The 24,046-nt window shown below is 58.0% G+C and carries 18 protein-coding genes; 15 read left to right on the plus strand and 3 right to left on the minus strand.

The window, feature by feature from the left end:
• The first annotated feature begins 50 nt into the window (after positions 1-50).
• The 4 genes from nadA to NF685_RS08050 all read left to right on the plus strand — a co-directional run bounded on the left by nadA (position 51) and on the right by NF685_RS08050 (position 6,080).
• Positions 51-1,043: a quinolinate synthase NadA gene (gene nadA / locus NF685_RS08035; protein WP_252849254.1), complete on the plus strand. Its 993-nt coding sequence runs from the start codon at positions 51-53 to the stop codon at positions 1,041-1,043.
• Between the two features lie 11 nt (positions 1,044-1,054).
• Positions 1,055-2,584, plus strand: coding sequence for an L-aspartate oxidase (locus NF685_RS08040; protein ID WP_252849228.1), 1,530 nt, complete (start codon positions 1,055-1,057; stop codon positions 2,582-2,584).
• The gene (gene nadC, locus NF685_RS08045; protein WP_252849229.1) at positions 2,581-3,441 is read left to right on the plus strand and encodes a carboxylating nicotinate-nucleotide diphosphorylase; all 861 of its coding nucleotides are present in this window, start codon (positions 2,581-2,583) and stop codon (positions 3,439-3,441) included. The genes NF685_RS08040 and nadC overlap by 4 nt, the downstream gene beginning before the upstream one ends.
• A gap of 299 nt (positions 3,442-3,740) precedes the next feature.
• A complete protein-coding gene (locus tag NF685_RS08050) occupies positions 3,741-6,080 on the plus strand; it encodes a TonB-dependent receptor (protein ID WP_252849230.1) in 2,340 nt (779 codons plus the stop codon).
• A gap of 103 nt (positions 6,081-6,183) precedes the next feature.
• On the opposite strand, the gene NF685_RS08055 is transcribed toward NF685_RS08050, so the two are convergent.
• Together NF685_RS08055 and NF685_RS08060 are read right to left on the minus strand one after the other, a co-directional pair.
• A complete protein-coding gene (locus NF685_RS08055; protein WP_252849231.1) occupies positions 6,184-7,245 on the minus strand; it encodes a redoxin family protein in 1,062 nt (353 codons plus the stop codon).
• A gap of 49 nt (positions 7,246-7,294) precedes the next feature.
• Complete coding sequence (locus tag NF685_RS08060) at positions 7,295-8,779, minus strand: mannitol dehydrogenase family protein (RefSeq protein ID WP_252849232.1); 1,485 nt, start codon at positions 8,777-8,779, stop codon at positions 7,295-7,297.
• Positions 8,780-9,026: 247 nt separating this feature from the next.
• Here NF685_RS08060 and NF685_RS08065 point away from each other — a divergent pair, with 247 nt between their 5' ends.
• From NF685_RS08065 to NF685_RS08095, 7 genes are all read left to right on the plus strand, one after another.
• Positions 9,027-10,331 carry a TIGR03862 family flavoprotein gene (locus NF685_RS08065; RefSeq protein WP_252849255.1) on the plus strand — a complete coding sequence of 435 codons (1,305 nt, stop codon included), beginning with the start codon at positions 9,027-9,029 and terminating at the stop codon, positions 10,329-10,331.
• A 47-nt stretch (positions 10,332-10,378) separates the two neighbouring features.
• Positions 10,379-11,809 carry an ATP-binding protein gene (locus tag NF685_RS08070; protein ID WP_222546904.1) on the plus strand — a complete coding sequence of 477 codons (1,431 nt, stop codon included), beginning with the start codon at positions 10,379-10,381 and terminating at the stop codon, positions 11,807-11,809.
• Positions 11,810-12,057: 248 nt separating this feature from the next.
• Positions 12,058-12,273, plus strand: coding sequence for a hypothetical protein (locus NF685_RS08075; protein WP_222546905.1), 216 nt, complete (start codon positions 12,058-12,060; stop codon positions 12,271-12,273).
• 26 nt (positions 12,274-12,299) lie between these two features.
• A complete protein-coding gene (locus NF685_RS08080) occupies positions 12,300-14,171 on the plus strand; it encodes a potassium transporter Kup (RefSeq protein ID WP_252849233.1) in 1,872 nt (623 codons plus the stop codon).
• A 95-nt stretch (positions 14,172-14,266) separates the two neighbouring features.
• A complete protein-coding gene (locus NF685_RS08085) occupies positions 14,267-14,608 on the plus strand; it encodes a hypothetical protein (RefSeq protein WP_222546907.1) in 342 nt (113 codons plus the stop codon).
• Positions 14,609-14,885: 277 nt separating this feature from the next.
• On the plus strand, positions 14,886-16,067 hold the full coding sequence (locus NF685_RS08090) for a glycosyltransferase (RefSeq protein ID WP_252849234.1): 1,182 nt from the start codon (positions 14,886-14,888) through the stop codon (positions 16,065-16,067).
• A gap of 33 nt (positions 16,068-16,100) precedes the next feature.
• The gene (locus tag NF685_RS08095; RefSeq protein WP_222546909.1) at positions 16,101-17,441 is read left to right on the plus strand and encodes a lipopolysaccharide biosynthesis protein; all 1,341 of its coding nucleotides are present in this window, start codon (positions 16,101-16,103) and stop codon (positions 17,439-17,441) included.
• 18 nt (positions 17,442-17,459) lie between these two features.
• Here NF685_RS08095 and NF685_RS08100 read toward each other — a convergent pair whose 3' ends face one another.
• Complete coding sequence (locus NF685_RS08100) at positions 17,460-17,720, minus strand: hypothetical protein (protein ID WP_252849235.1); 261 nt, start codon at positions 17,718-17,720, stop codon at positions 17,460-17,462.
• Positions 17,721-18,084: 364 nt separating this feature from the next.
• On the opposite strand from NF685_RS08100, the gene NF685_RS08105 reads away from it, so the two are divergent.
• The 4 genes from NF685_RS08105 to NF685_RS08120 form a co-directional block, all read left to right on the plus strand.
• A complete protein-coding gene (locus tag NF685_RS08105) occupies positions 18,085-19,356 on the plus strand; it encodes an MFS transporter (protein ID WP_252849236.1) in 1,272 nt (423 codons plus the stop codon).
• A 12-nt stretch (positions 19,357-19,368) separates the two neighbouring features.
• A complete protein-coding gene (locus NF685_RS08110) occupies positions 19,369-20,607 on the plus strand; it encodes an SLC13 family permease (RefSeq protein WP_252849237.1) in 1,239 nt (412 codons plus the stop codon).
• A gap of 180 nt (positions 20,608-20,787) precedes the next feature.
• Complete coding sequence (locus NF685_RS08115; RefSeq protein WP_252849238.1) at positions 20,788-22,206, plus strand: DUF2252 domain-containing protein; 1,419 nt, start codon at positions 20,788-20,790, stop codon at positions 22,204-22,206.
• Positions 22,207-23,087: 881 nt separating this feature from the next.
• Positions 23,088-24,046 (plus strand): hypothetical protein (locus NF685_RS08120; RefSeq protein WP_252849239.1); only part of this gene is annotated, 959 nt, incomplete at its 3' end.

Genomic DNA, 24,046 nt, shown 5'->3' on the forward strand with positions numbered 1-24,046 from the left:
TATTATGCTCACTAAGAGTATAAATAAGCGGAGAGGATCCGATGGATCAGATGACCCTTGTCAGGGAATGCGACGTCAGGGACGATAGCGATGCCCTGTACGCGCCCGTTTCCCGGTTGATGACCCGTGAAGACTGGGAGCGCAATTTCGCAGACGATATACGCGCGATCCTCAGGCTGAAGCGCGAGCGTAATGCGGTCATTCTGGCCCATAACTACCAGACACCCGAGATCTTCCACTGCATTTCCGACATACGGGGCGATAGTCTCGCCCTGGCGCGCGAAGCGCAGCGTTGCGAAGAGCAGGTGATCGTGATGGCGGGCGTTCACTTCATGGCTGAGACAGCCAAGCTGATGAATCCTGAAAAGACCGTGCTCATTCCCGATTCCATGGCGGGTTGCTCGCTGGCTGAATCCATCACCGCAGAGAATGTCCGGGCGCTGAAGGCGGCTTATCCGGGGGTGCCGGTGGTGACCTATGTCAACAGCTCTGTGGCGGTGAAGGCCGAAACCGACATCTGCTGTACGTCGGGCAATGCAAAGAAGGTGGTCGAGAGTCTCGGTGTGCCACGTGTCATCATGATTCCGGACGAGTTTCTGGCTCGGAATATCCAGAACGAGACCGGTATCGAAATGCTGACATGGCCTGGTCATTGCGAGGTGCATGAGCGCTTCACGCCGCTGGAAATCAGGCAGTACCGGCGCATGCATCCCGGTGTGGTGGTGCTCGCCCATCCCGAATGCCCGCCTGAGGTGGTGGCAGAAGCCGATTATGCGGGCTCGACGGCAGGCATGATGGAATTCGTGGCGGTCAAGCAGCCTGCAAAGGTGCTCCTGGTGACGGAATGTTCCATGAGCGACAATCTGGCTGCGCTCAATCCGGCTGTCGAGTTTGTACGTCCGTGCAATCTCTGCCCGCATATGAAGCGCATAACCCTGCCCGCCATCCGTCGCGCTCTGGAAAACATGGAGGAGGAAGTCACCATACCTGATGCCCTTTTCCCGCAGGCAAGACGCGCTGTCGAACGGATGCTGGCCATCTGAGGGGACGGGCCATGATGACACTTACCCGTTTTGCAGGCTGGCCCGTGATTGCCGGGGCCGGACTGGCCGGGCTGTCGGCAGCGCTGCATCTCGACCGGCCCTGTGTGGTGCTGAGCCCCTCTGCGCTGGGGGAAGATGCTGCCAGCATGCTGGCACAGGGCGGGCTGGCCGCGGCCATCGGCAATGACGACGATGTGGCGCTTCATATGCGCGACACGATCGAGGCGGGTGACGGTCTGTGCGATCGCTCTGCTGTCGAAGCCATCATCGGGGCCGGTCCTTCGGCAATCTCGACCCTGCTGGACTGGGGCGTGGCTTTCACGCGCAAGGGAGAGAGCGATCTCGACCTGCATCTCGAAGCGGCCCATTCGCGCGCACGCATTGCCCATGTGAGCGGTGACAGCAGCGGTGCAGGGATCATGCAGGCGCTTATCGCCCGCGTGAAAGCCTCTACGCGCATCGTGGTGCTCGATGGCGTGACACTCGATCATATCCATGCACCCGAAGGGCGCGTGCGTGGCGTGTGGCTCAATACGGGTCAGTTCATTCCGACCAATCACTGTATTCTCGCCTGTGGCGGAGCCGGGGCGCTGTATGCCGGTGCAACGAGCCCTGCCAGCAATACCGGTCGCGGTCTTGCAGCGGCAGCGCGTGCCGGTGCCCGTCTGGCCGATATGGAGTTCGTCCAGTTTCATCCCACCGCACTCGATGTGGAAACGGGGGGAGGGCGCTCGCCGCTGATCAGCGAGGCCGTTCGCGGTGCCGGTGCGGTTCTGGTCGATGAAACGGGTGCGCGCTTTACCGATGAACTGCAACCGCGCGACCGTGTCTCGCGTGCCATTGCCCGCCATCGTCTTGAGGGGCATAGCGTATTCCTCGATGCCCGCAGTGGCAGAGGTATGGGGGGGCGTGGGTTGAAGCAGGCGTTTTCGCGCCAGTTTCCCGGTATCGCACGCTCTTGCGCGGCCTATGGCATAGACCCCGACCGTATGACGATTCCAGTGCGTCCCGCCGTGCATTATCATATGGGAGGTGTGGCGACAGATCTGCACGGGCGCGCCAGCCTCTCAGGTCTCTGGGCCTGCGGTGAAGTGGCGTGCACCGGACTTCACGGTGCCAACAGGCTTGCCAGCAATTCGCTGCTCGAAGCCTTCGTCATGGGGCGTGCCGTGGCCTGGGATATCAACAATGCGGCACGCGACCGGCATTCCTGTCAGGACCCGACGCGTCCCGAGCGTTTCAGCGCGGCCAGCTTCGGCCTGCGAATGGATCGGGGAGCGGGCATCTTGCGCGAGCGCGAAGGGCTGAGCGCCCTGACCGAGTATCTGACACCGCTTGCCACGAGAGACGACCACGCCCTTGTCGGGGCCATGATCGCCCGTGCGGCCCTGAAACGCACAGAGAGCCGCGGTAGCCACTGGCGTCTCGATGCGCCAGATGAGACAGGCGACAGACCGCCATCCGAACGTTTCAGATTTACCCTTGCCGAGATCGGCCTCGAACAGGCCGCCCCGCAGGAACGGAGCCTTGTCGACGCATGACCTATCTTGTCCCCCCTTTGCCCGATCTGATGTGGGAACCCATCATACGTGCCGGTCTTGCCGAGGATTTCGGCACTGGCGGCGATGCAACCTCGCAGGCCATTGTTCGTCCGGGGCAGCGCCTGCATGCGGTGTTTCGCGCACGTCATGAGGGCGTCGTGGCCGGTATGTCAGGCGTGCGTCTCGCCTTTACCCTGCTCGACCCGGATGTTCGTTTCGTTGCGCTCAAGCAGGATGGCAGCCGCATTGCACCGCGCGATATTCTGGCAGAAGTGGAGGGGCCGGCCGAAACCGTTCTGGGCGGCGAGCGGACGGCACTCAATCTCCTGTCGCATCTGAGTGGTATTGCTACAGCCACACGTCAGGTCGTGGATGCCGTTCATGGCACCAAGGCGCGTGTCTGCTGCACGCGCAAGACGCTGCCCGGGCTACGCGCCATACAGAAATACGCGGTGAAAGCCGGTGGCGGGAGCAATCACCGATATCGTCTCGACGATGCCATACTGATCAAGGACAACCATATCGCCCTGTGTGGCGGTGTGGCCTCTGCGCTCAGATCGGCACGCCAGCGTGCAGGCCATCTCATGGCTATCGCCCTTGAGGTGGATACGCTCGACCAGCTTGAAACCGCCCTCTCGAGCGGCGGCGCGAATGTCTATCTGCTCGACAATATGGGTCCTGACATGTTGCGTCAGGCCGTTGCAATGGTGAACGGTCGCGCCCTGACGGAAGCGTCGGGAGGCATTACACCCGAAACCGCCCCTGCCATAGCCGCCTCCGGGGTCGATGTTCTATCCCTCGGCTGGCTCACGCATAGCGTCAAGGCTCTGGATATCGGCCTCGATATCGATCTCTGAACCAGCAATGCCCTCCCTGCCGTCCTGTATGACCGGGAGGCAGGGAGCGGATTCTGAAACCGGTCCCGATCGCTTGTCTCGAGCGCTTCTCTATTGCCTGTGCCGGACGGTCGCTCGGGCTGAAAAGCCACATCCAGCGTTAATTCGTTCCATATTCGTGACATTTCGGTAGAGTTCTGACTTGTATACCTTCTTGTGTTCGTGCAGAAAGGACACTGCATCGTGTTGCTTGATAATGTAACTTTATGTCTTTCAAGTAATGAAACAGAAAACTTTCTGAAATAGCGAAGAGGGTCTCTATGGCATATGTGAGTGGCCGGTATGGAATGAAAGCCGGATTTGCCATGCTTCTTGCATCGGCAACCTGCCTGTCGCAGACCCCTGTCAGGGCTGCCACCGAGGGCAAGTCGGCTACGACCCAGGGACATATGCCCCGCCACGCACGCCATGTTTCGTCTGCTGTTCCGGCCGGTACGGCTGCCTCCCGTCCGGGGCGTGCTGGCGCGCCCCGCAGGCACGCGGTCGAGGCGAAAGGTGCTGAGGAAATTTCGGTGACGACCTCGCGTCAGGCGCTGAATGGCGGTGGCGGTATGATGCGTATCGAGCATGCACCGCGCAATGTGCAGACGGTCGATCATGAATATATCTCCATGCGCAATCCGTCGAGCACCGCGCTCGATCTGGTGCAGAACCTGCCCAGCGTCAGCATCAGTACGCCCGATCCCTACGGTCTTCAGGGCGGGCAGATACAGTCGCGCGGTCTGACCGATCTCGATATGGCGCTGCTGGTCGATGGCGCACCGGCGGCGGCAGCCAAATATCTGACAGAGAACGTCGATACCGAAAATCTGGAATCCGTCTCCCTCACGCCCGGAAGCTCCGAGACGGCGTTGCCCGTCATGTCGGCTGCCAGCGGGACGATGAATGAAACCACCCATACGCCTGGCAAGAAATTCGGCGGTCTCGTCGATTTCTCATACGGCACCAACAATCTCTCGCGGGAATTCATCCGGGTCGATACGGGTGAAATCGGTCATAGCGGTGTACGCGGCTATTTCTCGTTCTCGAACACTCATGCGCGCAGCTGGATGGGGGCCGGTATCAACGACCGGCGTCATATCGATTTCGGGTTGAACAAGCGCTGGCAGAACGGCTCCTATGCCAAGACCTTCGTCTCGTGGAACTGGGAAGATTTCACGATCGACAATTACCCGACACAGCAGGAATTCTATAAATACAAACATACCGGTGAGGGATATGGGCGCTCTTCCGAGTCGAATAATATCAATTACTGGAAAAACAATACGGATTACTGGAATCAGGTCTTTATTTCGGCGCCTGTCCATATCGTTCTGACGCGTCGTCTGGCCTTCGATCTGCAGCCTTATTACAGCCTCGGGCGCGGCTGGGATGCCTCGCCGGGCGGCACGGTCACTCAGAACGATGGCACGACGCGCAATGTGACCAGCTACTTCCTGCAGGGTGCTACCGAGCGCCGCGGTGCGGTGGCAAAGCTGGGCCTCGATGTCGATGCGCATAACCATGTGGCATTCGGCTACTGGTATGAAAACAATTACACGCAGCAATCCTACCCGACCAGCTACACCATGGATAACGGTGCCGCACCGAGCCCTAATGCGGCCGAGTATCGTATCGATGCGGGCGATCAGCAGAATGCAGGGACAGAGATCCACAGTCTGTTCATCGAGGATCATGCCAAGTACCTCGACGACAAGCTCGATATCCAGGCCGGTTTCAAGTTCGTCATGGCAAATACCTGGAACAAGGATCTTTACGGCCGAATGGCCAATAACCGGACCGAGCCGCTGCCTCAGCTCTCTGTCGGCTATACGATTGACGAGCACAGCCAGATCTACATGAATGCCGAGGGTGATTACCGTCAGCCGAGTGCGGTCGATCTGGGCTGGCTCTATACCAGCGTGCCGATCCCTAAAAACCAGTATTCGATCAAGGAAGAGCTGGGCTATCGCTATCACGATCAGCACATCATCCTCGATGCCTCATTTTTCAACTACAACGTTACCAATCGCATCGTGAACCAGTATCTGGGCATGAACCAGTTCAAGCCGTTCTCGATCGGCAACCAGCATATGCGCGGCTTCGACTTCATGATTTCGGGCCGCCCGATCCATGGGTTCAGCCCCTATGCCTCGGTCGAATATCTCCATGCCGTTCAGGACAGCAACGTGTTCGACCCCTATACGAATGTCATGCTCAATTCCAAGGGCACGCAGGCCATCATGGCACCGCGTGTGCTCGCGAATTTCGGTCTGACCTATAAATATGCAGGGTTCTTCGGCAATGCGAGCCTGCATTACACCGGCCCGCAATCGGTGAGTGTGGCGGGTGACCAGCGTATGCCGGGCTTCGTGACGAACACGATTTCACTGGGGTACCGTTTCCACCCGGTTGGAATTGCCCAATCGCCCACCATCAAGCTCAATTTTGCCAACGTCACCGGATCGATCGTGCGTACAGGCGCGATGGGCGCAATCTACAGCGCGAAAGACCCGAGTACGGTCTATAGCGGCAGTTCCGCCCCCTATACCGGTTATGGCAATTCCTTCATGACCGCGGCACGTTTCACCATGACAGGCACGGTTTCAACCAGCTTCTGAGCTCGACCGGCCTGCCTTGCGGGCAGGCCGGCACTGACCCCCAATTGCCTGTTTTCGCCGGTCCGTTTCTTCACATCGTTTTTCTCAGGTCGCGTTCTCTGGCCTAGCCGAAGGTGAAGGAAAACGCCTCGACGCCCGGAGAGAGAAACTCGATGCGAAAGACGTGATCGGACACGGCGTTATCCTGCTGGCGCACAAGCTGATACAGCCGCTGACCGGTCACTGTGCCCATCCCTTCGCTATCGCAATCGGTACCATGAATGACACCGGGTGCATGGCCGTCTATCGTGACGCGAAACCTAACCGGCTGGCCCGATGCTGCAGGACCGAGAACGAGATGCAGGTCACGTGCGTGAAAGCGAAAGGTGATCGAGCCGCCTGCCTTGTTCAGACGGGCGGATTCAGCGCCGACCGTCCAGTTTCCTGTCAGACCCCAGTCATTGAGCGAGGGCGTGTTCTCGATGACGTAGTCGTTCGGGGCGTCCTGAACGGCACCACCGGTCGAAATGAAATGGTTTGCCCGCTCATAGCCGATATAGGTCTCGGGTGAGCCTATGGATGAAAGATCGGCTTCCGACTGCTCGCCCGTACCCTTGGGATGAACCAGATCGTCAGGCACGTTCACGGCGCCATTTTCGCGCAGCATGGCCTGTATCTGGTGTTCGGAACGGTCGTAATCGCCCTCGCCGAAATGATGGGCCTGTATCTGTCCGTCGCCCTCGATCAGATAGGCGGCAGGCCAGTACTCATTGTTGAAGCCGTTCCAGATTGCCCTGTCATTATCCACCGCCACGGGGAAGGTGATGTGAAAGCGGGCGACGGCTTTTTCGATGTTCTCCAGGTTTTTCTCGAAGGCGAATTCGGGGGCGTGGACCCCGATGACAACAAGCCCATACGGCTTGTACTTGTTTGCCCATGCCTCGACATAAGGCATTTCGCGCAGGCAGTTGATGCAGGAATAGGTCCAGAAATCGACCAGTACGACCTTACCCTTGAGACCCTGCGCCGTAAGGGGCGGTGAATTCAGCCAGGCCGTAGCGCCGGCCAGCGAGTCCAGAGGTGCCGCCTGCGCCCCCGGGGGGAGCGCTGCCAGCCCGAGAACGGCGCAGAGGGAAACGGACAGACGCAGGCCAGACACGTGCAGGCCAGATAAGCGCAGAACCATGATGGAGCCTTTTCAGCTGCAAGGGCAAAGCGCTTCCGGAACGGTCCGGTCAGCCGTCGGACGCGATCGCCTCGAGAAGTTCGTTCAGAACGGCTTGGGTTCCTCTCTGTTCCATATTCTCTGCCATTTCACGTATGAGCGCACGATGATTATCGTCGAGCGTAAAGCTTTCGAAAACCGTCATGCTGAAAACGCTGTCCCAGTTTTTTGCGAGGTCATGCTGCGCTGACGGGAGTGCCGGTTCGAACGGCGTGAATGCCTCACCCCGGTCGGTGCGTCCCCGAAGATAGCGTATGAAACAGGCCAGGACGAAGGCCATGCGACGCAGATCGCCCCCGGATGCCGCAAGCCGGTTCCAGCTTGGCGCCAGAAAGACCGGGAGCTTGCTGCTGCCATCGCCTGTGATGCGTGCCAGCCTGTCGCCGACCGCCGGATTGCTGAAACGGGCAATCACGAGATCCCGATAGGCGGGCAGGGGCATATCTTCTGGTGCAGTAAGATATGGAATGACATCGCGGCTCATGAACTGCTCGACCAGAGTCCCGATGGCGGGATCGGTGATGGCGTCGCGTACCGTTTCGAGCCCGCTCAGCTGTCCCGGATAGGCCAGCATGGAATGCGAGGCATTGAGCATACGCACCTTGGCCAGCTCATAGGGATGCACATCGGGCACGAGCTGTGCGCCGACCTTTTCAAGGGCCGGGCGACCGTTGACGAAATTATCCTCTATGACCCACTGAGCGAATTCCTCCGAAATGACAGGCAGGCGGTCGAGCACGCCGCATTCAGCATTCACGCGATCGGCATCTTCCTTGAGTACGGCAGGGGTAATGCGGTCGACCATGGAGCTCGGAAAGGTCACGTTGCTTTCGATCCATTGTGCCAGATCGGGATCGAGCGCTCTGGCATGGCTGATCACACAGCGTTTTGCCACCACCCCATTATCGCGCAGATTGTCGCAGGACATGACGGTAAAGGGGGCGATACCCGCCTCGCGTCGCAAACGCAGAGCCTCGACGATGTAACCGAAAGCGGATTCGGGTTTGTCCGGCTGGGCCAGCTCACGCTGCGTCAGCGGTGTTTCCAGACGATAGGCTCCTGTTGCGTGGTCCTGGTTATAGCCGCCCTCCGTTATCGTCATCGACACGATACGTGTGGCGGGATCGGCCATGCGTGACAGAACGGCCTGCGGGTCCCTTGGGGCGAAAACGTAATCCACCATGGCGCCGATCACCTGATGGCGCGATGTGCCATCAGGTGCGTAGCGCGTGAGTGTGTAGAGATTGTCCTGGGCGGGAAAGGCATCGAGCTTGAGGCGCTCCGTCGCATCGTCGATCAGACCCACACCGCAGAAAGCCCAGTTTTCATGTCCCGGCTCGTGCAGAAGGCGATCCATGTACCAGCATTGATGGGCACGATGGAAATTTCCGACACTGAGATGAACGATCCCGACCCCGAGCGCTGCGCGATCATAGGAGAAGACCTCGACACTGGCTGGGAGGGTCGGGAGCGTCTTTGAGGAAAGTGCGATCATGGGCTGTCCTGAAGGATCACGATAGGTCATGGGGCCGGACCGAAAGCAGACGGGCAGGCCGGGCGAAAAAAGACGGGTAGAGAGTTGAGTGCCTTTGAGGCGACTACGGGAGACGAATGCGTGTGATGGGGCATGGGCTTTCTGCATCATGCAGCGCGGCGGATGATGTGGCGGTTCCCTTGCAGGCCTCAAGCGCTAAATTGTCATCCGTCTGGCACTATTTGGTGAGGAGGCCTAAAGCGTGCCGATGCAGAATTTCAAGAGCGTTGCGATTATCGGGGCCGGTCCGGCAGGGCTGGCTGCTGCCGAGACCCTCTCGCGCAGTGGTCTGGATGTGGTCGTCTATGACCGTATGCCAAGCCCTGCACGCAAGTTTCTGATGGCCGGACGCAGCGGACTCAATCTGACTCATGCAGAACCGCTCGAGCGTTTCGTGACGCGTTATGGTGCGGCGCAGTCATGGATGGAACCGCTAATCAGGCGTTTTCCCCCTGAGGCTTTGCGCGGCTGGGCTGAAGAGCTGGGCCAGCCGTGCTTTGCAGGCAGTAGCGGGCGCGTTTTTCCGCAGGCAATGAAAGCCTCTCCCTTGCTTCGCGCCTGGCTTGCACGCCTCGATACACAGGGCGTGCGTTTTGCGCTGCGTCATCGCTGGTGCGGCTGGAACGAAGGGGGAGCGCTGACTTTCACCACACCGGAAGGCAGAGCGTGTTACCACCATGACGCCGTGCTTCTTGCGCTTGGGGGGAGCTCATGGGCACGTCTCGGGAGCGATGGTGCATGGTCTGCTCTCCTGCCGCCCGATGCGACCGTCGCTTTTGCGCCGTCCAACTGCGGGTTCCTCACGGCTTTGCCGGCTGAATTTCATGCGCAGTTCCATGGGGAGGTGCTGAATTCGGTCGTGCTTCATGGCGCGGGAGTGAAGGCGCGGGGCGATGTCACGATCACGCGCCAGGGCATAGAGGGTGCGCCGGTCTATCGTTTGTCTTCCACATGGCGCGAGACGATCGCACGAAGCGGGTCGCTTTGCGTGGCGGTCGATCTTCGTCCCGGTCTGGATGAGGAAAGTCTTGTGCAACGTCTCGACAAGACGAGAGCGCGTGAAACGCTGTCCAACAGATTGCGCCGTCTCGGGCTTTCCGCGCCTGCACGCTGGCTGCTGCGTGAAGCCATGAACGGGCAGGGCGCGGGCGTGCCGCGCGTGCAAGGTGCCGAACAGAGCGAGCCGTTCTCCGATGCCAGACGCCTTGCTGTGCTGATCAAATCCTGCCCGCTGGTTCTGACCGGAACGGATGCGCTTGACCGTGCGATCTCCACTGCGGGTGGCGTCAGGCGCGAGGCGCTGGATGACGGGCTTATGCTTCGTGCTCTTCCCGGGGTGTTTGTGGCGGGCGAAATGCTGGACTGGGAGGCGCCGACCGGCGGCTATCTGCTTCAGGCCTGTTTCGCAACCGGTCGTGCAGCGGCTGAAGGTGCGATGCGCTGGCTTGCAGAGGAGCGCGGCCATAAGGGGGCCACGAAAGAGAGCAACGAAAGAGGACAACAGGCGGTCTGAGTCGGGATATGGCTGACTCAGAGGGCGAGTTGCGCTAGGGACACCCCATGAGCGTATCCATCACCATGGGCCGTGGTCGCGACGGCGCGGATGTCCAGCTGGACCTGACAGAACTCCTCGCAACCCGCCTGCTGGTGCAGGGGAATTCGGGATCGGGAAAGTCGCATCTCCTGCGTCGCCTGCTGGAGCAGACGGCCACTCTCGTTCAGCAGGTCATCGTCGACCCTGAGGGCGATTTTGTGACTCTGGCTGATAAATACGGCCATCTGGTGATCGATGCTTCGGAACAGACCGAGGCGACGTTGCGGGCTGCCGGAGAGCGTGCCCGTGCCCATCGAGCCTCGGTGGTGCTGAATCTGGAATCGGTCGAGGCTGAAATGCAGCTTCGTGCGGCAGGTTCTTTCCTCAACGGCATGTTCGAGGCCCCTCGTGCCCACTGGTATCCTGTGCTTGTCGTGGTCGATGAGGCGCAGCTTTTTGCGCCGGTCGCGAGTGGCGACACTTCTGACGAGGCGAGGCGGCTTTCGCTCGGGGCCATGACCAATCTCATGTGTCGTGGCCGAAAGCGCGGTCTTGCCGGCGTGATCGCCACGCAGCGCCTGGCGAAGCTTGCCAAGAACGTTGCTGCCGAGGCGTCGAATTTTCTGATGGGGCGTACGTTCCTCGATATCGACATGCTGCGTGCTGCCGATCTGCTGGGCATGGAGCGTCGCACGGCAGAAGGTTTTCGCGATCTTGCCAGAGGGCAGTTCATGGCGCTCGGTCCGGCATTGAGCCGTAGACCGCTGATGGTGACGATCGGGACTGTCGAGACGGCGAGCCATGCGACAGGCCCTGTGCTGACACCCTTCGAGGCCCGACCGGCGGAGGATAATTACAGCCTCATTCTCGAACCCGTGGTGGAGACTGCGCCGCGTGTTCGCGAACGTCGCGCCCCTGCGCCCGATCTTCTGGCGCAGCTCGATGCCTATACTGCGGCAGCCCCCGTCGAGGAGGCTGTTCCCGAAATCGAAGCAGCGCCGGAAATGCTGTGGCGTCTGGTCGAGGCCGTGATTGCCGAGACGGATTCAGCCTATCGCCCTCTCGCGACGCTGTATCAGGATTTCCAGCTCAGGGCGCGTATCGAGCGTCTGAACCGCAATGTGCTCGATCTGGGGGCATTTCGTCTGCTTCTCGCCAGTGTCCGTTCCGGATCGAGTTTCGAGCAGGCGCAGGAAGAGCGCTGGCAGCAGGCGCTGGATATTGCCCGCTCCGTGCCCGAAGACGTGCAGGGTGTGGTGCTGCTACTGGCGCGTGCAGCGCTGGATTCAACACCCTGCCCGGGTGACGAGGCGATAGCCGAAGCCTATGGCACCCATTCGCTCGGACGGGCGAGACGTCAGCTTGCCTATCTGGAAGAGCGCCAGATCATCGTCGTGCAGGATATGCCGGCCGGACGTCGCGTGGCGTTTATCGGTCATGGCTGGCAGACGGGCTGAAGGCAGAGCCATGCTCTCATGGTCTTTTCCTGCCTGACTGTTTCCGGGCGCGCATCCTGTTCCCTCTTCCCTGGACGGGGCGGCAGACTGGGCAAGGTTCCCGATAGGGGCAGGTGGCTTTACCTGTTTACAGGATGACAAAATCTTATCCTGACTGAGGGCGCGTGCGCTGCAACCGCACGGCGCGCGATCTCGTTCCCTCCGGACATGTGGTTTGTAACCGTTCCACCACAGTTCTGGAGAAATTTATGACAAACGATGAACTGATCGCGCTCGTGTCCCTTAATGGTGCGGATGCAACCTACGACGCCCGTCTTTCCGGCTACGACATCACTGTGCCTGTGCATATCGAAGGGGGCGACGGGCATTACGTCATCAAGCATCTCTTCAAGCCCATGTTTTTCTCGGGTTCGATGATCATCGACGTCAAACTTCTGGATCCTGACGCGCACCGGGAAGAGTGATCGCAGGTTTTTTCACGGGGAGCCGTATGGCTGAAGAACACAGAAAGGTGCTGCCAGGCGCGCTGGCAGCCCTTGGTATCGTTTTTGGCGATATTGGCACCAGTCCACTTTACACCCTCCAGACCGTTCTGAACGATACCGGGGCAAGCGACCGCGAGACCTTTCTCGGCGGGTTTTCGCTGCTCGTCTGGACCATGATCATGGTTGTTGCGGTCAAATATGCGACCGTAGTCATGCGTGCCGACAACAAGGGTGAGGGCGGTATTCTGGCCCTCTTCTCTCTTGTCGGCGGGGCGTTCGGCAAACACTGGTATTCACGCAGCACGCTGCTCGCGGCAGCCGGGCTTTTCGGTGCGGCGCTCCTTTATGGCGATGGCGCCATTACGCCGGCGATTTCGGTTCTGAGCGCTGTGGAGGGGATCGGGGTCGTTACCAAAAGCCTTCAGCCTTATATCCTGCCGATTGCAACGATCATCCTGTTTGGCATTTTTGCCATTCAGCCTCTGGGTACCGCGCGCATCAGTGCCGTGTTCGGCCCGATCATGCTGGTATGGTTTCTGGCGATCGGCGGCATCGGTCTTTTCTCGCTCATGCACGATCCGTCGGTTCTGGTCGGACTGGACCCGCTTTATGGGCTTCGGTTTCTTTACAAACATGGCGCCAACAGTCTGGTGATTCTTGGTGCTGTGTTCCTTTCGGTCACCGGCGCCGAGGCGCTCTACGCCGATATGAGCCATGTTGGGCGATCGAGCGTCAGGCTTGCCCTTGCCGTGATCGTGCTGCCTGTGCTGGTGCTGAGCTATGCGGGACAGACGGCCTTTCTGGTGAGCCATCCCCAGGTGAAGGAAAACCCGTTCTTTGCGACGATGCCTCATAGTCTCGTGTTGCCCATGGTGGTGCTCGCAACCTTTGCGACGATCATCGCGAGCCAGGCCATCATTACGGGGGCTTTCACGCTGACGCGTCAGGCCATGCAGCTAGGCTGGTTTCCCAGCCTGAATATCCGTCAGACTTCCGACACCGAATACGGTCAGATCTATGTCTCCGTGGTCAACTGGGCGCTGATGATCATCACGCTGCTCATCGCCCTGAGCTTCAAGAGTTCGGATGCGCTCTCGGGTGCCTATGGCACGGCTGTTTCCACAACCATGCTCATGACGACCCTGCTGATTTTCGATGTCATGCGCGAGCGCTGGAACTGGCCCTTGTGGAAAGCCGTTCCCGTCGTTGTGTGCTTTGCCGTGATCGATCTCGCGTTTTTCGTTGCCAATCTGCTCAAGATCGACAAGGGCGGCTATGTGCCGCTTCTGATCGGCCTGTTCATCTACATCATCATGACGACATGGCGGCGCGGCATCACACTCCTGCGTGCCGGACTTGCGCCGCTGGGTGAGTGTGCGGACAAGGTACTGACGCAGCTGCATGACGGGAAACTTATCCGGACGCCTGGTGCTGCGGTATTCCTGTCGCGTTACGATGGCGTTCTGCCCCCTTTCGTGACGCGTCATGTCGCCGATTTCCATTGTCTGCCCGAGCACGTGGTGATCCTGAACGTGAAGTTCGACACCGTACCGCGTATTCCGGCGGATGAGCGCATGGCGATCAAGGATGCCGGAAACGGTGTGTGGACGATCAATGTCAAATTCGGCTTCGTCGAGATTCCCAATCTTTATTACGTGCTAAGCCAGGTGAAAGAAGCCGGATGTGCGCTGGACCTCGATACCGTTGTGTTTTTCGCCGGAGATGACGACGTCGTTCCCGATCAGAAAAAGCCGAAAATGGTTGCGCCGCGCCGTATCCTGTTCGGATTTCTGTATCGTAATGCGGTGCGCGCCTCGGATCGCTTTACACTGCCGCGTGAGCGCCTGATAGAAATCGGTCATCAGGTCGGAATCTGACCCGGCCTTTTGCGATCTCCCCGGGAGCATCAACGTTTATCTACCCTCGCCTGCCTGCCGTTCCGGCTGGCAGGTACGACAGAAAGGACTATGTCATGCGTCTTCTTCTCGGTGCCACGGTGATGGCAGCCAGTCTCGTCGTCGCGCTGCCTCAGGCAATGGCAGAGCCGGGCGGGTGCCTGAAATACGGTGCCGCAGGCGCTGTGGGTGGACATCTGGTCAATCACGGCGTGGTCGGCGCGGTCGGTGGCTGCGCGACGGGCATGTACAAGCGCCATGAATACCGCAAGGAGGCCAAGGCCAAGGCTGCGGCTTATGACAAGGAGCATCCGGGCGCCAAGGGCAGCTACGAAGAAAAAGCGACGGCTTACGATGTCGAGCATTCGACCCAGCCGGGTAAATCTGCCCCTTCGGACGATGCACAGCCCAAGAACTGAGCAATGTCGTTTTCATGACCCTGTAAGAGGGGCATGAAGATATCTGATGATCTGCCTCACTACCCGATTGTTGCAGTGCAATCGGTAGTGGGGCTTTTCTATATTGGGATCGATCGTTAATAACCGTTTCTGTTCTTCCCGATATAGCGATGGAATTGTAACTCGCGCGGCTTTTACCGCGAATTAATCGATATTTGAAAAGTAACGCATTGTATCCTGTGTCAAACTATGACAAGCGGTGATTCTCCCTCCGGTCTCCAGGATCGTCGCACCGTTCATGTCTGTCACTCTGCCTTTTGCTCCCCCTTCATCGCAGCGCGGCCTGTCCACGATAGGCATCGTTCTGAGAGATTTCAGGCTTGGCGGGAGCGAGCGCGTTGCGATCGGGCTGGCCAATTACTGGTCGTCCTGCGGTCTGGCCGTCGTGCTGGTCGTGGCGCGGGATCAGGGCCCACTCAAATCCCACGTTCATCCCAATGTCGGCATTATCGATTGCGGCATGAGCCCGCATATGGGTGACAAGATGCTTGCCTGGGCTCTGGCCTGGCAGGCTCGCAAATGCTTTGCGCGTTACGCGATCGATGCCTGTTACGTGCCGGGAAACAGCCATTGGCCGGTTCTGCCCGCTCTTGCCACGCTCGGTCGGTCCAGAAGGCCCGTCACACTGGCTCAGATCAGCTCGCCTGTATGTCGCGAAGGCCGTACGCGACTGGGGCAGATGCGTTATGACTGGCGCATGCGCGCCCTGTTGCGTCATGCGGACCGTGTCACGACGCTGAGCGAACCGCTTGCTCATGAAACCATGGCCATCATCGGTTCCAAAATGGTGGATGTCGTGCCACTGCCAGCGCTGTGGGACGAGGAGGAGGGGCTCGTTCCTGTCCCCGATGAGGCCATGACCATTCTTGCAGCGGGAAGACTGACTGCGATCAAGGGTTTCGACGGGTTGATAAAGGCCTTCCGTCTGGTGCGTGACCGACATGCGAGAGCAAAGCTCGTGATCTGCGGAGAAGGGGAGGAACGACCGAGGCTCGAAGCCCTGATCGAAGAGCTCGATCTGACCGAGGCCGTCACTCTGACGGGCTATGTGCCCACCATACGCCCGTACCTTCAGCATGCCCGCGTCTTTACCCTTACATCCCATCTGGAGAGTTTCGGCGCCGTTCTGCTTGAAGCGCTCGCGGCCGGTCGTCAGATTGTCGCAACACGGTGCTCGCCTGCGGTCGATAATCTGATCGTCTCGCCTCTCGCCGGTCGCAGTGTTCCCACGCGCGATGTTCCTGCTCTGGCAGATGCATTGAGCGCTATTCTCGACGAGGCACCGCCGCCATGCGAAACGCTTGCACAGCTGGTCAAGCCGTTTCACGTTTCGCATGGCGGCAGGTTGTTCCTCTCGCTCATGCAGGCCGGACGGGACCGGGATGCCGGCTTCAGGAATGGCATGAGGGCTGCTTTTTGACAAAACCCTATTCTGCCGGTTTCCTGCCGCACCATGTCATCTGACTCGTCGTCCGAGCATCGTTCGGCACTTCATCGCATATTCAGCAATACCGGGTTTCTGGTTTCGAGCCGTATCGTCAACGCTCTGTGCAGCTTTGCCTATGTGGCATGGGCCGCTCATACGCTCGGACTGAAAACATTCGGCATTCTTCTGCTGATCACGACCTTCGTGACGCTGGTGTCGGACATGACGCATCTGCAGTCGTGGCAGACCCTGCTTCATTACGGAGCAGCTTCGTTCGAGGCGCGTGACAGAAAACGCTTCATGCCCATACTCGGGTACTGTATGCGCTCTGACATGATCAGCGGTCTGACCGGGCTGGTCGGCGGTGTTGCGGTAATTGCCGTTGCAGGCACGCCGCTTCTGGGCTGGTCGGCATCCGTAAAGCACGATGCATCATGGATGATGGCGACTGTCGCCTTTATGAACACCGGATGGTCGACGGGGATGATCCGGCTGAGCAATCGTTTCGGCCTTGCGGCATTATTCGATTTTGTTTCGACCTGCGTGCGCACGCTCGGCTACCTGATCGGGTATCTCTGTCATGCGTCCCTGGAATTTTTTCTTTTCATCTGGTTTCTGCACCAGTTCGCTCTTTTTGCCGTCACGAGCCTTGGCGGGTTTGTGCTGTTCCGGCGTCAGATGGGGCGGGATATAGGCTTTTTTTCCTGTCTTTTATGTGCGGCCGACATACGGGGCATATGGGGCTTTACCCTGCGTGTAAGCGTGAACCAGATACTCGATGCCGTTTTCCGTCAGGGTGGAACGCTGATTATCGGTGCGATACTGGGGGCTCGGGACGTCGCAATCTACAGGGTGACCAAACAGATCTGCGACGGGCTGGCCAAGCCGGCACAGATGATGATCCCAAGCCTTTATCCGGAATTCGTCCGTTTTCGCGATACGCAGAACTGGCAGGCGCTGCGCCATGTAACGCGCAGGCTGGCAGGCGTCATTATCGGGTTTTCTGCCCTGGCCATTCTGGTCGCCCTGCTGGCCGGGCGTTTCATCCTGAACCTGATGCTGCATGACAGCTTCATGCACGAGCAACTGATCATTCTGCTCATGGTGTTCAGTGCATTGCTGGAAGTCTGCATCATCCCGCTGGAGACCTTGCTTACGGTCATGGGGCGGCTCGCGATTATCCTGCGCTATCGTATCGGGGTGATTATTCTCTATTTTCTGGCCCTTTCGGGCCTGCTCACCCTGTGCGGTGTGACCGGCGCAGCCTTGGCAAGCGTCCTGTGTTCGTTGCTGATTTTTGGCCTGTGCCTCTTTCTGGCAGCCCGCTGGATGTCACCGCGCTGGGCGGCCCGTCACGGTATCGGCTGAACTGCCCGAACGTCGCTCTCACGCTGTGCGTGAGGCGTCGTCGAGCACGAGATAGAGCAGGGCGGCGCAGCCCAGACAAACCGGTGTGACGAAGGCGCCCATAAGGTCTGCGCCTCCAGTCGTGTCGCTCAGAATGCCGAACGCCAGGCGATGGTCTGCGAATACGAACAAGCCGATATGAGAGGGCCAGAAATGTCTGAGAAGCCCCATTGCGGCCAGTAGCAGGCAAATCGCCCAGAGGCTCGTGCGAATGGCAAGGAGAGCGATACGTGACGTCATGACGGGCTTTTGCCTTGCTCTGCTGAAAACGCGGTGCGGTGCAGGATATTGCATGGGTCATGGTGGAAACAAGGAACATCTCTGGCAGCTTTCCGTTCTCGCAGGACATCGTTCGGGCAGGCGCTTTGTGAGTGGGAAATCTGGAAAGTGATCAGCCGGTCCGATCGATGCTTTCAGGACTATGGGCTGTCATGCTCACAGGCTTTGCGGAACGGAAGGTCGGGACAGCAGGACATGTATGAGACAGGTACAGAAAAGTGACGGGTTCCCGGTCTTGGCATGCCAAGGGAAATCCCATATGGCGCAGTAAAATCCAGTACTCGATAATATTATTAAAAATACTGATTTCAGATATGGTGGAAGTGTGAGCGAAATACAGTCTGGACGCGTACCCAATAGTCATGGTGCAGGTCGCAAACCTTCGAAAAGCAGCGTCGCCGGACTGGATGCGACCAATTTCTTTCTTGCTGATGTGCAGGACGGGGTCGGGCCGTATCTGACCGTTTATCTGGCGAGCGCGCGTCACTGGCAGGCAGGCCCGATTGGCATTGCGATGGCAATGACAGGCCTTGCAACGGCCCTGTGCCAGATACCGGCCGGATTGCTGGTGGATTCCACACGATACAAGCGTTTTCTCGTCGCGATCTCCGCCGTCATCACGGCGCTTGCCTGCATCATGATTATTGCTGTTCCCGGTATGGCACCGGTGCTGATTGCACAGATCATGATGGGGGCCGCAGCAGCCGTCATTCCACCCGCGCTGGCCTCGATTTCGCTGGGGCTTGTCGGGCGTCGGCGTTTGCCGGCGCGTATAAGCCGCAATCAGGGGATCAATCATTTTGGCTCTTTTACCTCAGCGGCTCTCGCAGGGCTCTGCGGGCAGTATTGGGGGCTGAACTGGATTTTCTATCTCGTTTGTGGATCGGCGCTGGCCAGCGCGCTGGCCTTGTTGCTGATCCGCCCCAAAGAGATCGACCAGAAAGTGGCTCGTGGGAGCGAGGATGACTCCAGCGCGCCGCCCATGGCCATTGGCAAGCTGATCGGGCAACGGCCTGTATGGGTCTTTCTTTGCGCGATCGTACTCTTCCATCTGGGGAATGCAGCCATGCTGCCTTTCGCCGGTCAGGTCATGGCGAAAAGTCATCCGGGTGCGGAAACGGTCACACTGAGCGCATGTGTGATCGTTGCGCAATTCGTCATGATGCTTGTGGCCTGGGGGGTAGGGCGCGCCATGGCGCGCGGGATCGGGCGCAAACCGATCTTCCTGCTGGCTTATGCTATTCTGCCGATACGCGGACTGCTTTTTGCGTGGTTCGATGCGCCTTCAGCCATTATCGCCATTCAGGTACTCGATGGCATGGCTGCCGGTATTTTTGGCGTTATTGCTATTGTCATCGCCGCCGATCTGACCAATGGCACGGGGCGCTTCAATTTCCTGCAAGGCATGGTTGCGCTGAGTGTCGGGATCGGGGGAGGGCTGAGCAATCTGATCGGCGGCTATATTGTGCAGCTTGAAGGCTATCGCGCGGGGTTCCTGTCTCTCACTGTGATTGCAGTTCTGGCTCTCGTCTTCTTTTTCGTCATGATGCCCGAGACGCGTGATCCTGAGGATCGGGCCACGCCTGTTCCTGCCTGAGGCATCATTATCATGGATCAGCTGATACTCTGGTGCGCCTGCATATTTGCCATCGCAGGCCTTTTGTTCCGTCCCTTTGCACTGCCAGAAGCGCTCTGGACGTGCATGGCAGCACTCGTTTTGCCACTTGCCGGGCTAATCGGGTGGATGGATGCATGGCACGCCATAGGCTCGGGCAAGGAAGTCTATCTTTTCCTGCTCGGGATGATGATCCTGAGCGAAATCGCACGGCAGGAAAAACTTTTCGATTTTCTGTCTGCTGCGGCTCTCAAGCGGGCATCGGGATCGGGGCGTATGCTTTTCCTGATCATTTTCGGCGTAGCTATCGTCACGACGGCCTTTCTCTCCAATGATGCGACGATCATCCTGCTTACGCCCCCAGTACTGGCCCTGGCCGAAAAGGCCGAGATCGATCCTTTTCCCTCGCTTCTGGCCTGTGCCTTCGTGGCCAATGCCGCGAGCTTTCTTCTGCCAATAAGCAATCCAGCCAATCTGGTGCTCTATGGAGGTGCGCCGCCGAGCCTCCTGCCATGGCTGGGGCGCTTTCTGCTGCCATCCTGTATGGCGATCGGTGTGAGTTTTGTGATCCTGTACGCGATGGTGCGTCGCGATATCGATGTCGCTTTTCCGGATACCGCGCCGCTTCCGGATCTGGATCGCATAGCGCGTTTCACTGCGCTGTCGCTATTCGGGATCGGCGTTGCTCTTACGCTCGTCTCATTCCTGCACGGTTCGCTCGGCTGGGCTACGGCGCTTTGCGGGATGGGACTTGGCTGCGTTGTAACGGCATTGCGTCGACGCTCTCCCATGTCCGGACTGCGTGAGATTTCGTGGTCGGTCTTTCCACTCGTGGCGAGCCTGTTCATTCTCGTGTTCGCTGTCGAAAAGAGTGGGCTGATCACGATATTGACCGGTGCAATACGCGTCTGCGGCGAAGGGCTCGGTGGTATCATGGCAGCCGGGTTCGGTCTGGCTGTGCTGAGCAATGTCATCAATAATCTTCCGTCGGGCCTGCTTGCGGCCCAGATGGCCCCCGCTTTTGCAGGACATGGAACGGGGCTGCAGGATGCTCTTCTGATCGGTGTCGATCTCGGTCCCAATTTCACGTTGAGCGGGTCTCTGGCGACAGTGCTCTGGCTGATCATCCTGCGCAGAAACGGGCTCGATATGAGCTACTGGCGTTTCATGCGCTTCGGTGTTGCGTTGACCTTGCCCGCTCTGGCGGCTGCGCTGGCCGTTCTGGCGCTCTGATCTCCAGGCATTTGTGCGGGCGGGGTGTGCGTGGATGCCTGCCGGTGACGCTGTAGTTACGTTCTGTTCACAGGCAGGAACACGCTTTCGGTTGTGTCGTTTGATGTCTAACAGATCGAACTGCGATATCTCCGGGCTGCATTGGCCCGGAGCTCTGTCCACTGCCCGGAAAGCAATGTCATGGCCGATTTATCCTCTCCTGAATCCATAGCCGCGTTGCCGGCTCTGGCGACACGCGCCATGCGGTACGAGGAAGGGCAGAAGCTCCGTAAACATGTTCCACGTAGTGCGCATGCCGAATGGGAGGCGCCCAAAGATCGTGCCGACCCGGTCGCGTTACTGATCGAGCAGGGGAAAAGCCGCATAAAAGACCTGCTGCCTATACGATACGAGCGTATGCGTGCCTCTCCCTTCGCATTCTTGCGTGGCAGTGCAATCGTCATGGCAGCGGATCTGGCGGGAGCCCCTGTCAGTGGGCCACAGGTGCAGAGTTGCGGCGACTGTCATATGGCCAATTTCGGAAGCTACGCTTCAGCGGACGGAATAGCCGTTTTCGATATCAACGATTTCGATGAAACCTATCTGGCTCCGTTCGAATGGGATCTGAAGCGCCTCGGCACTTCGTTGGTTCTTGCCAGCGAAGAGGGTGGTGCCTCGACAAAGCAGGCGCAGAACAATGCATTTCTGATGGCGAAATCCTATCAGGCGGAAATGACGCGTCTGGCTCCAATGAGCCCGCTGGAGATATGGTCGGATCGCATCGATCTTGCGGCAGCAATCGAGGATTTTGCCGACAAGAATACGCGCAAGACCATACGCGACCGTCTGGAAGCCCGTCTTGCAAGCGCACGCGATCATTTCGGTCTCGTGTCGTTCGATAAAACGAGGCCGCGTTTCAGGATCAAACCACCCCTCGTCATGCGATTGCCGGAAGAGGACGGTACGATCCGCGAGGCCTTTGCACGCTATATCGCAACCCAGCCGCCCGAGCGCAAAATACTCCTCGCTCGCTACAGGCTGGAAGATACCTTGTTCAAGGTCGTGGGGGTAGGCAGCGTTGGTACCTATTGTGCCATAGGGCTTTTCGCCACAGCCGATGGCGAGACTTTGCTGCTTCAGATCAAGGAGGCCCAGGAATCCGTACTGGCGTCGCATGTGCCGGGCCCGCGCTTCGATAACCAGGGAGAGCGGGTTGTGGTGGGCCAGAGAATTATGCAGGCCAGCTCCGACTCTTTTCTTGGCTGGACGCATAGCACCGCCCCGACAGGGCGCGGCAGGAAAACCGCTTTTAGTGGCGCTCATAAACAGTTCTATGTCCGCCGCCTTAAAGACAGTCGTCTCGCAGCTATCGGCGCCGATGTCGCGCAGGAGGGGCTGGATGATTATGCCCGGTTGTGCGGCCGCGCACTGGCCCGTGCTCATGCCCGTTCGGGCGACGTGGCCATGATCGGCGGCTATCTTGGAACAGGCGACAGCTTTGCGGAGGCGCTCGTTACGTTCTCCGCACGCTATGCCGACCAGACGAAATGCGACTGGAAGCAGTTCAACAAGGCGATCGAAGCGGGCGTGCTCCCGGTTTCAGGAGAAAAGCCGGATTGAGGGAGAGGGGGGATCGTCAGAAGCACGCGCGGGAGCCTGTCGAAGCACTCTTGAGTCATCCCCGGCATAGAGGAATGCCTACGACAGAGCATCTTGTAACCGGGCAGGGCATCTATTGGTTTTACGTGTGTCCTGTCCTGAATGTCGGTTTATGGTAACCTTGGCTTTCCCCTTACATTCCGTTCTGTCGTGGCAGATTGCGGGCTCTCATTGAGTTGCAATGGGAATGGGGCCACCATGATTTCCTGATACGATGATCCCCCGACGAGTACGGCGGTTTGCTTGGTATACTGGATTCCAGCCGGAAACCCAGGCGTTACGCTGGAAGGAGCGCTTATAGACGATGAGCGATGCGTTGATTAGTAATGGTTACAGTATATCTTAATTAATGCATAATATTAAATAATACCTTAATTTATGCAACCAAGTAAATCAACGAAAGCATACGAATTAATTTGAAAACAATTGTCAATATACAGATATTATTTTTGTATTCGAATTTGTATTCTGGTATTGACTCCTAATGATTGCCAAATAATGGATTTCACATTAAATATTGCGCAAGGCTAACTATGCGAATTCATATGGTATATATATCTTGCGCGTAGAAAAGAATTTTTCGATACACGGAATATCTCGCAGTGGTATTATGTAATGATATCATTTCATTGGGATTCTTATCAAATATAAGCTCAAACAATAACAACTCTTTCCTATAAGATTGGAAAATTTTTTTTTGAAATATGCAATTCCAATTGCGTCATAATATTTCTACTTGATAACAAGGTATGTAAATCACGCTAATGTCATCTGGATGACACAACGCGTCAGAAAAATCGGTATGCAGGCGTCCGAAATGTATGTTGTCGGAGTTGAGTCTCATGGCGAACACAACCTTCTGGGGTGATCTTCAGAGTGCATCAGGCACGACCCCTGCTGGAACGACCAATACGATTACAGTGAATCAAAACTGTACCGGTTGCTGGGTGGCGGGGCATTGGGCGCAAAATGACCCGTTCAATGTCGACGGCACGTTGGTTTTCAATATGCATCAGGGGTCCAGTGTGTCCCTCGGAAGTTGGGGAAGCGCGAATTATTACGGCGCCATTATCGGATCGAACGGCGTGGTTACGGTCAATGGTAGTAATAAGCAGGGCAACGTCGACCCGACCGGTATTCTGCAGGCTGTTGGATTCTTCAATATTGCCGGAAATACTGTGAATAACGGCACAATGAATATTGGATGGACTTCCCTTTATAACTATAAATCAACCGGCAACATTACCGGAAATGGTACCATCAATCTGCAGAATGTGACGCTTGCCAGCGATTTTCGCGGCAATCAGTATTGCTACTGGTTTACGTCATTTCAGAATATCTCCGGTCAGACGATCAATATGACCAACTCCCAGATTGCCTTCGGTGATCGAAACGGAGGCGGTTCGATTTCTAATGTCACGATCAATTGCAGTGGCGGTAATAACTACATCGCCATCAATGCTGGCATGTTGGGCAGTGTCACTAACCTCAAGATCAGAGGCTTCGGTGGCGGCGACAAGCTCGATCTCGGAAGCTGGGGCATGGCAGACTGGTGCAGCTACGATCCAAGCACCGGGATATTAACGGTATCTACTTATTACCCCAACATCACTAACATTGTTTCCGTGCAAATCGATATTGGCCTGGGCTACGACCCTGATGGTTTTTCATTAGGATACTTCTTTACTGGAGCTTCCGGCGATGCCGGGCTCACCTATCTGGGCGCTCCGCCCTGTTACCTGACTGGCACGCTGATCGAAACCGCGCGCGGCCCCGTGGCGGTCGAGGAGATCACGCTGGC

Origin of the sequence: Asaia lannensis NBRC 102526, from assembly GCF_024054035.1 — a bacterium.
GTDB classification, from domain to species: domain Bacteria; phylum Pseudomonadota; class Alphaproteobacteria; order Acetobacterales; family Acetobacteraceae; genus Asaia; species Asaia lannensis.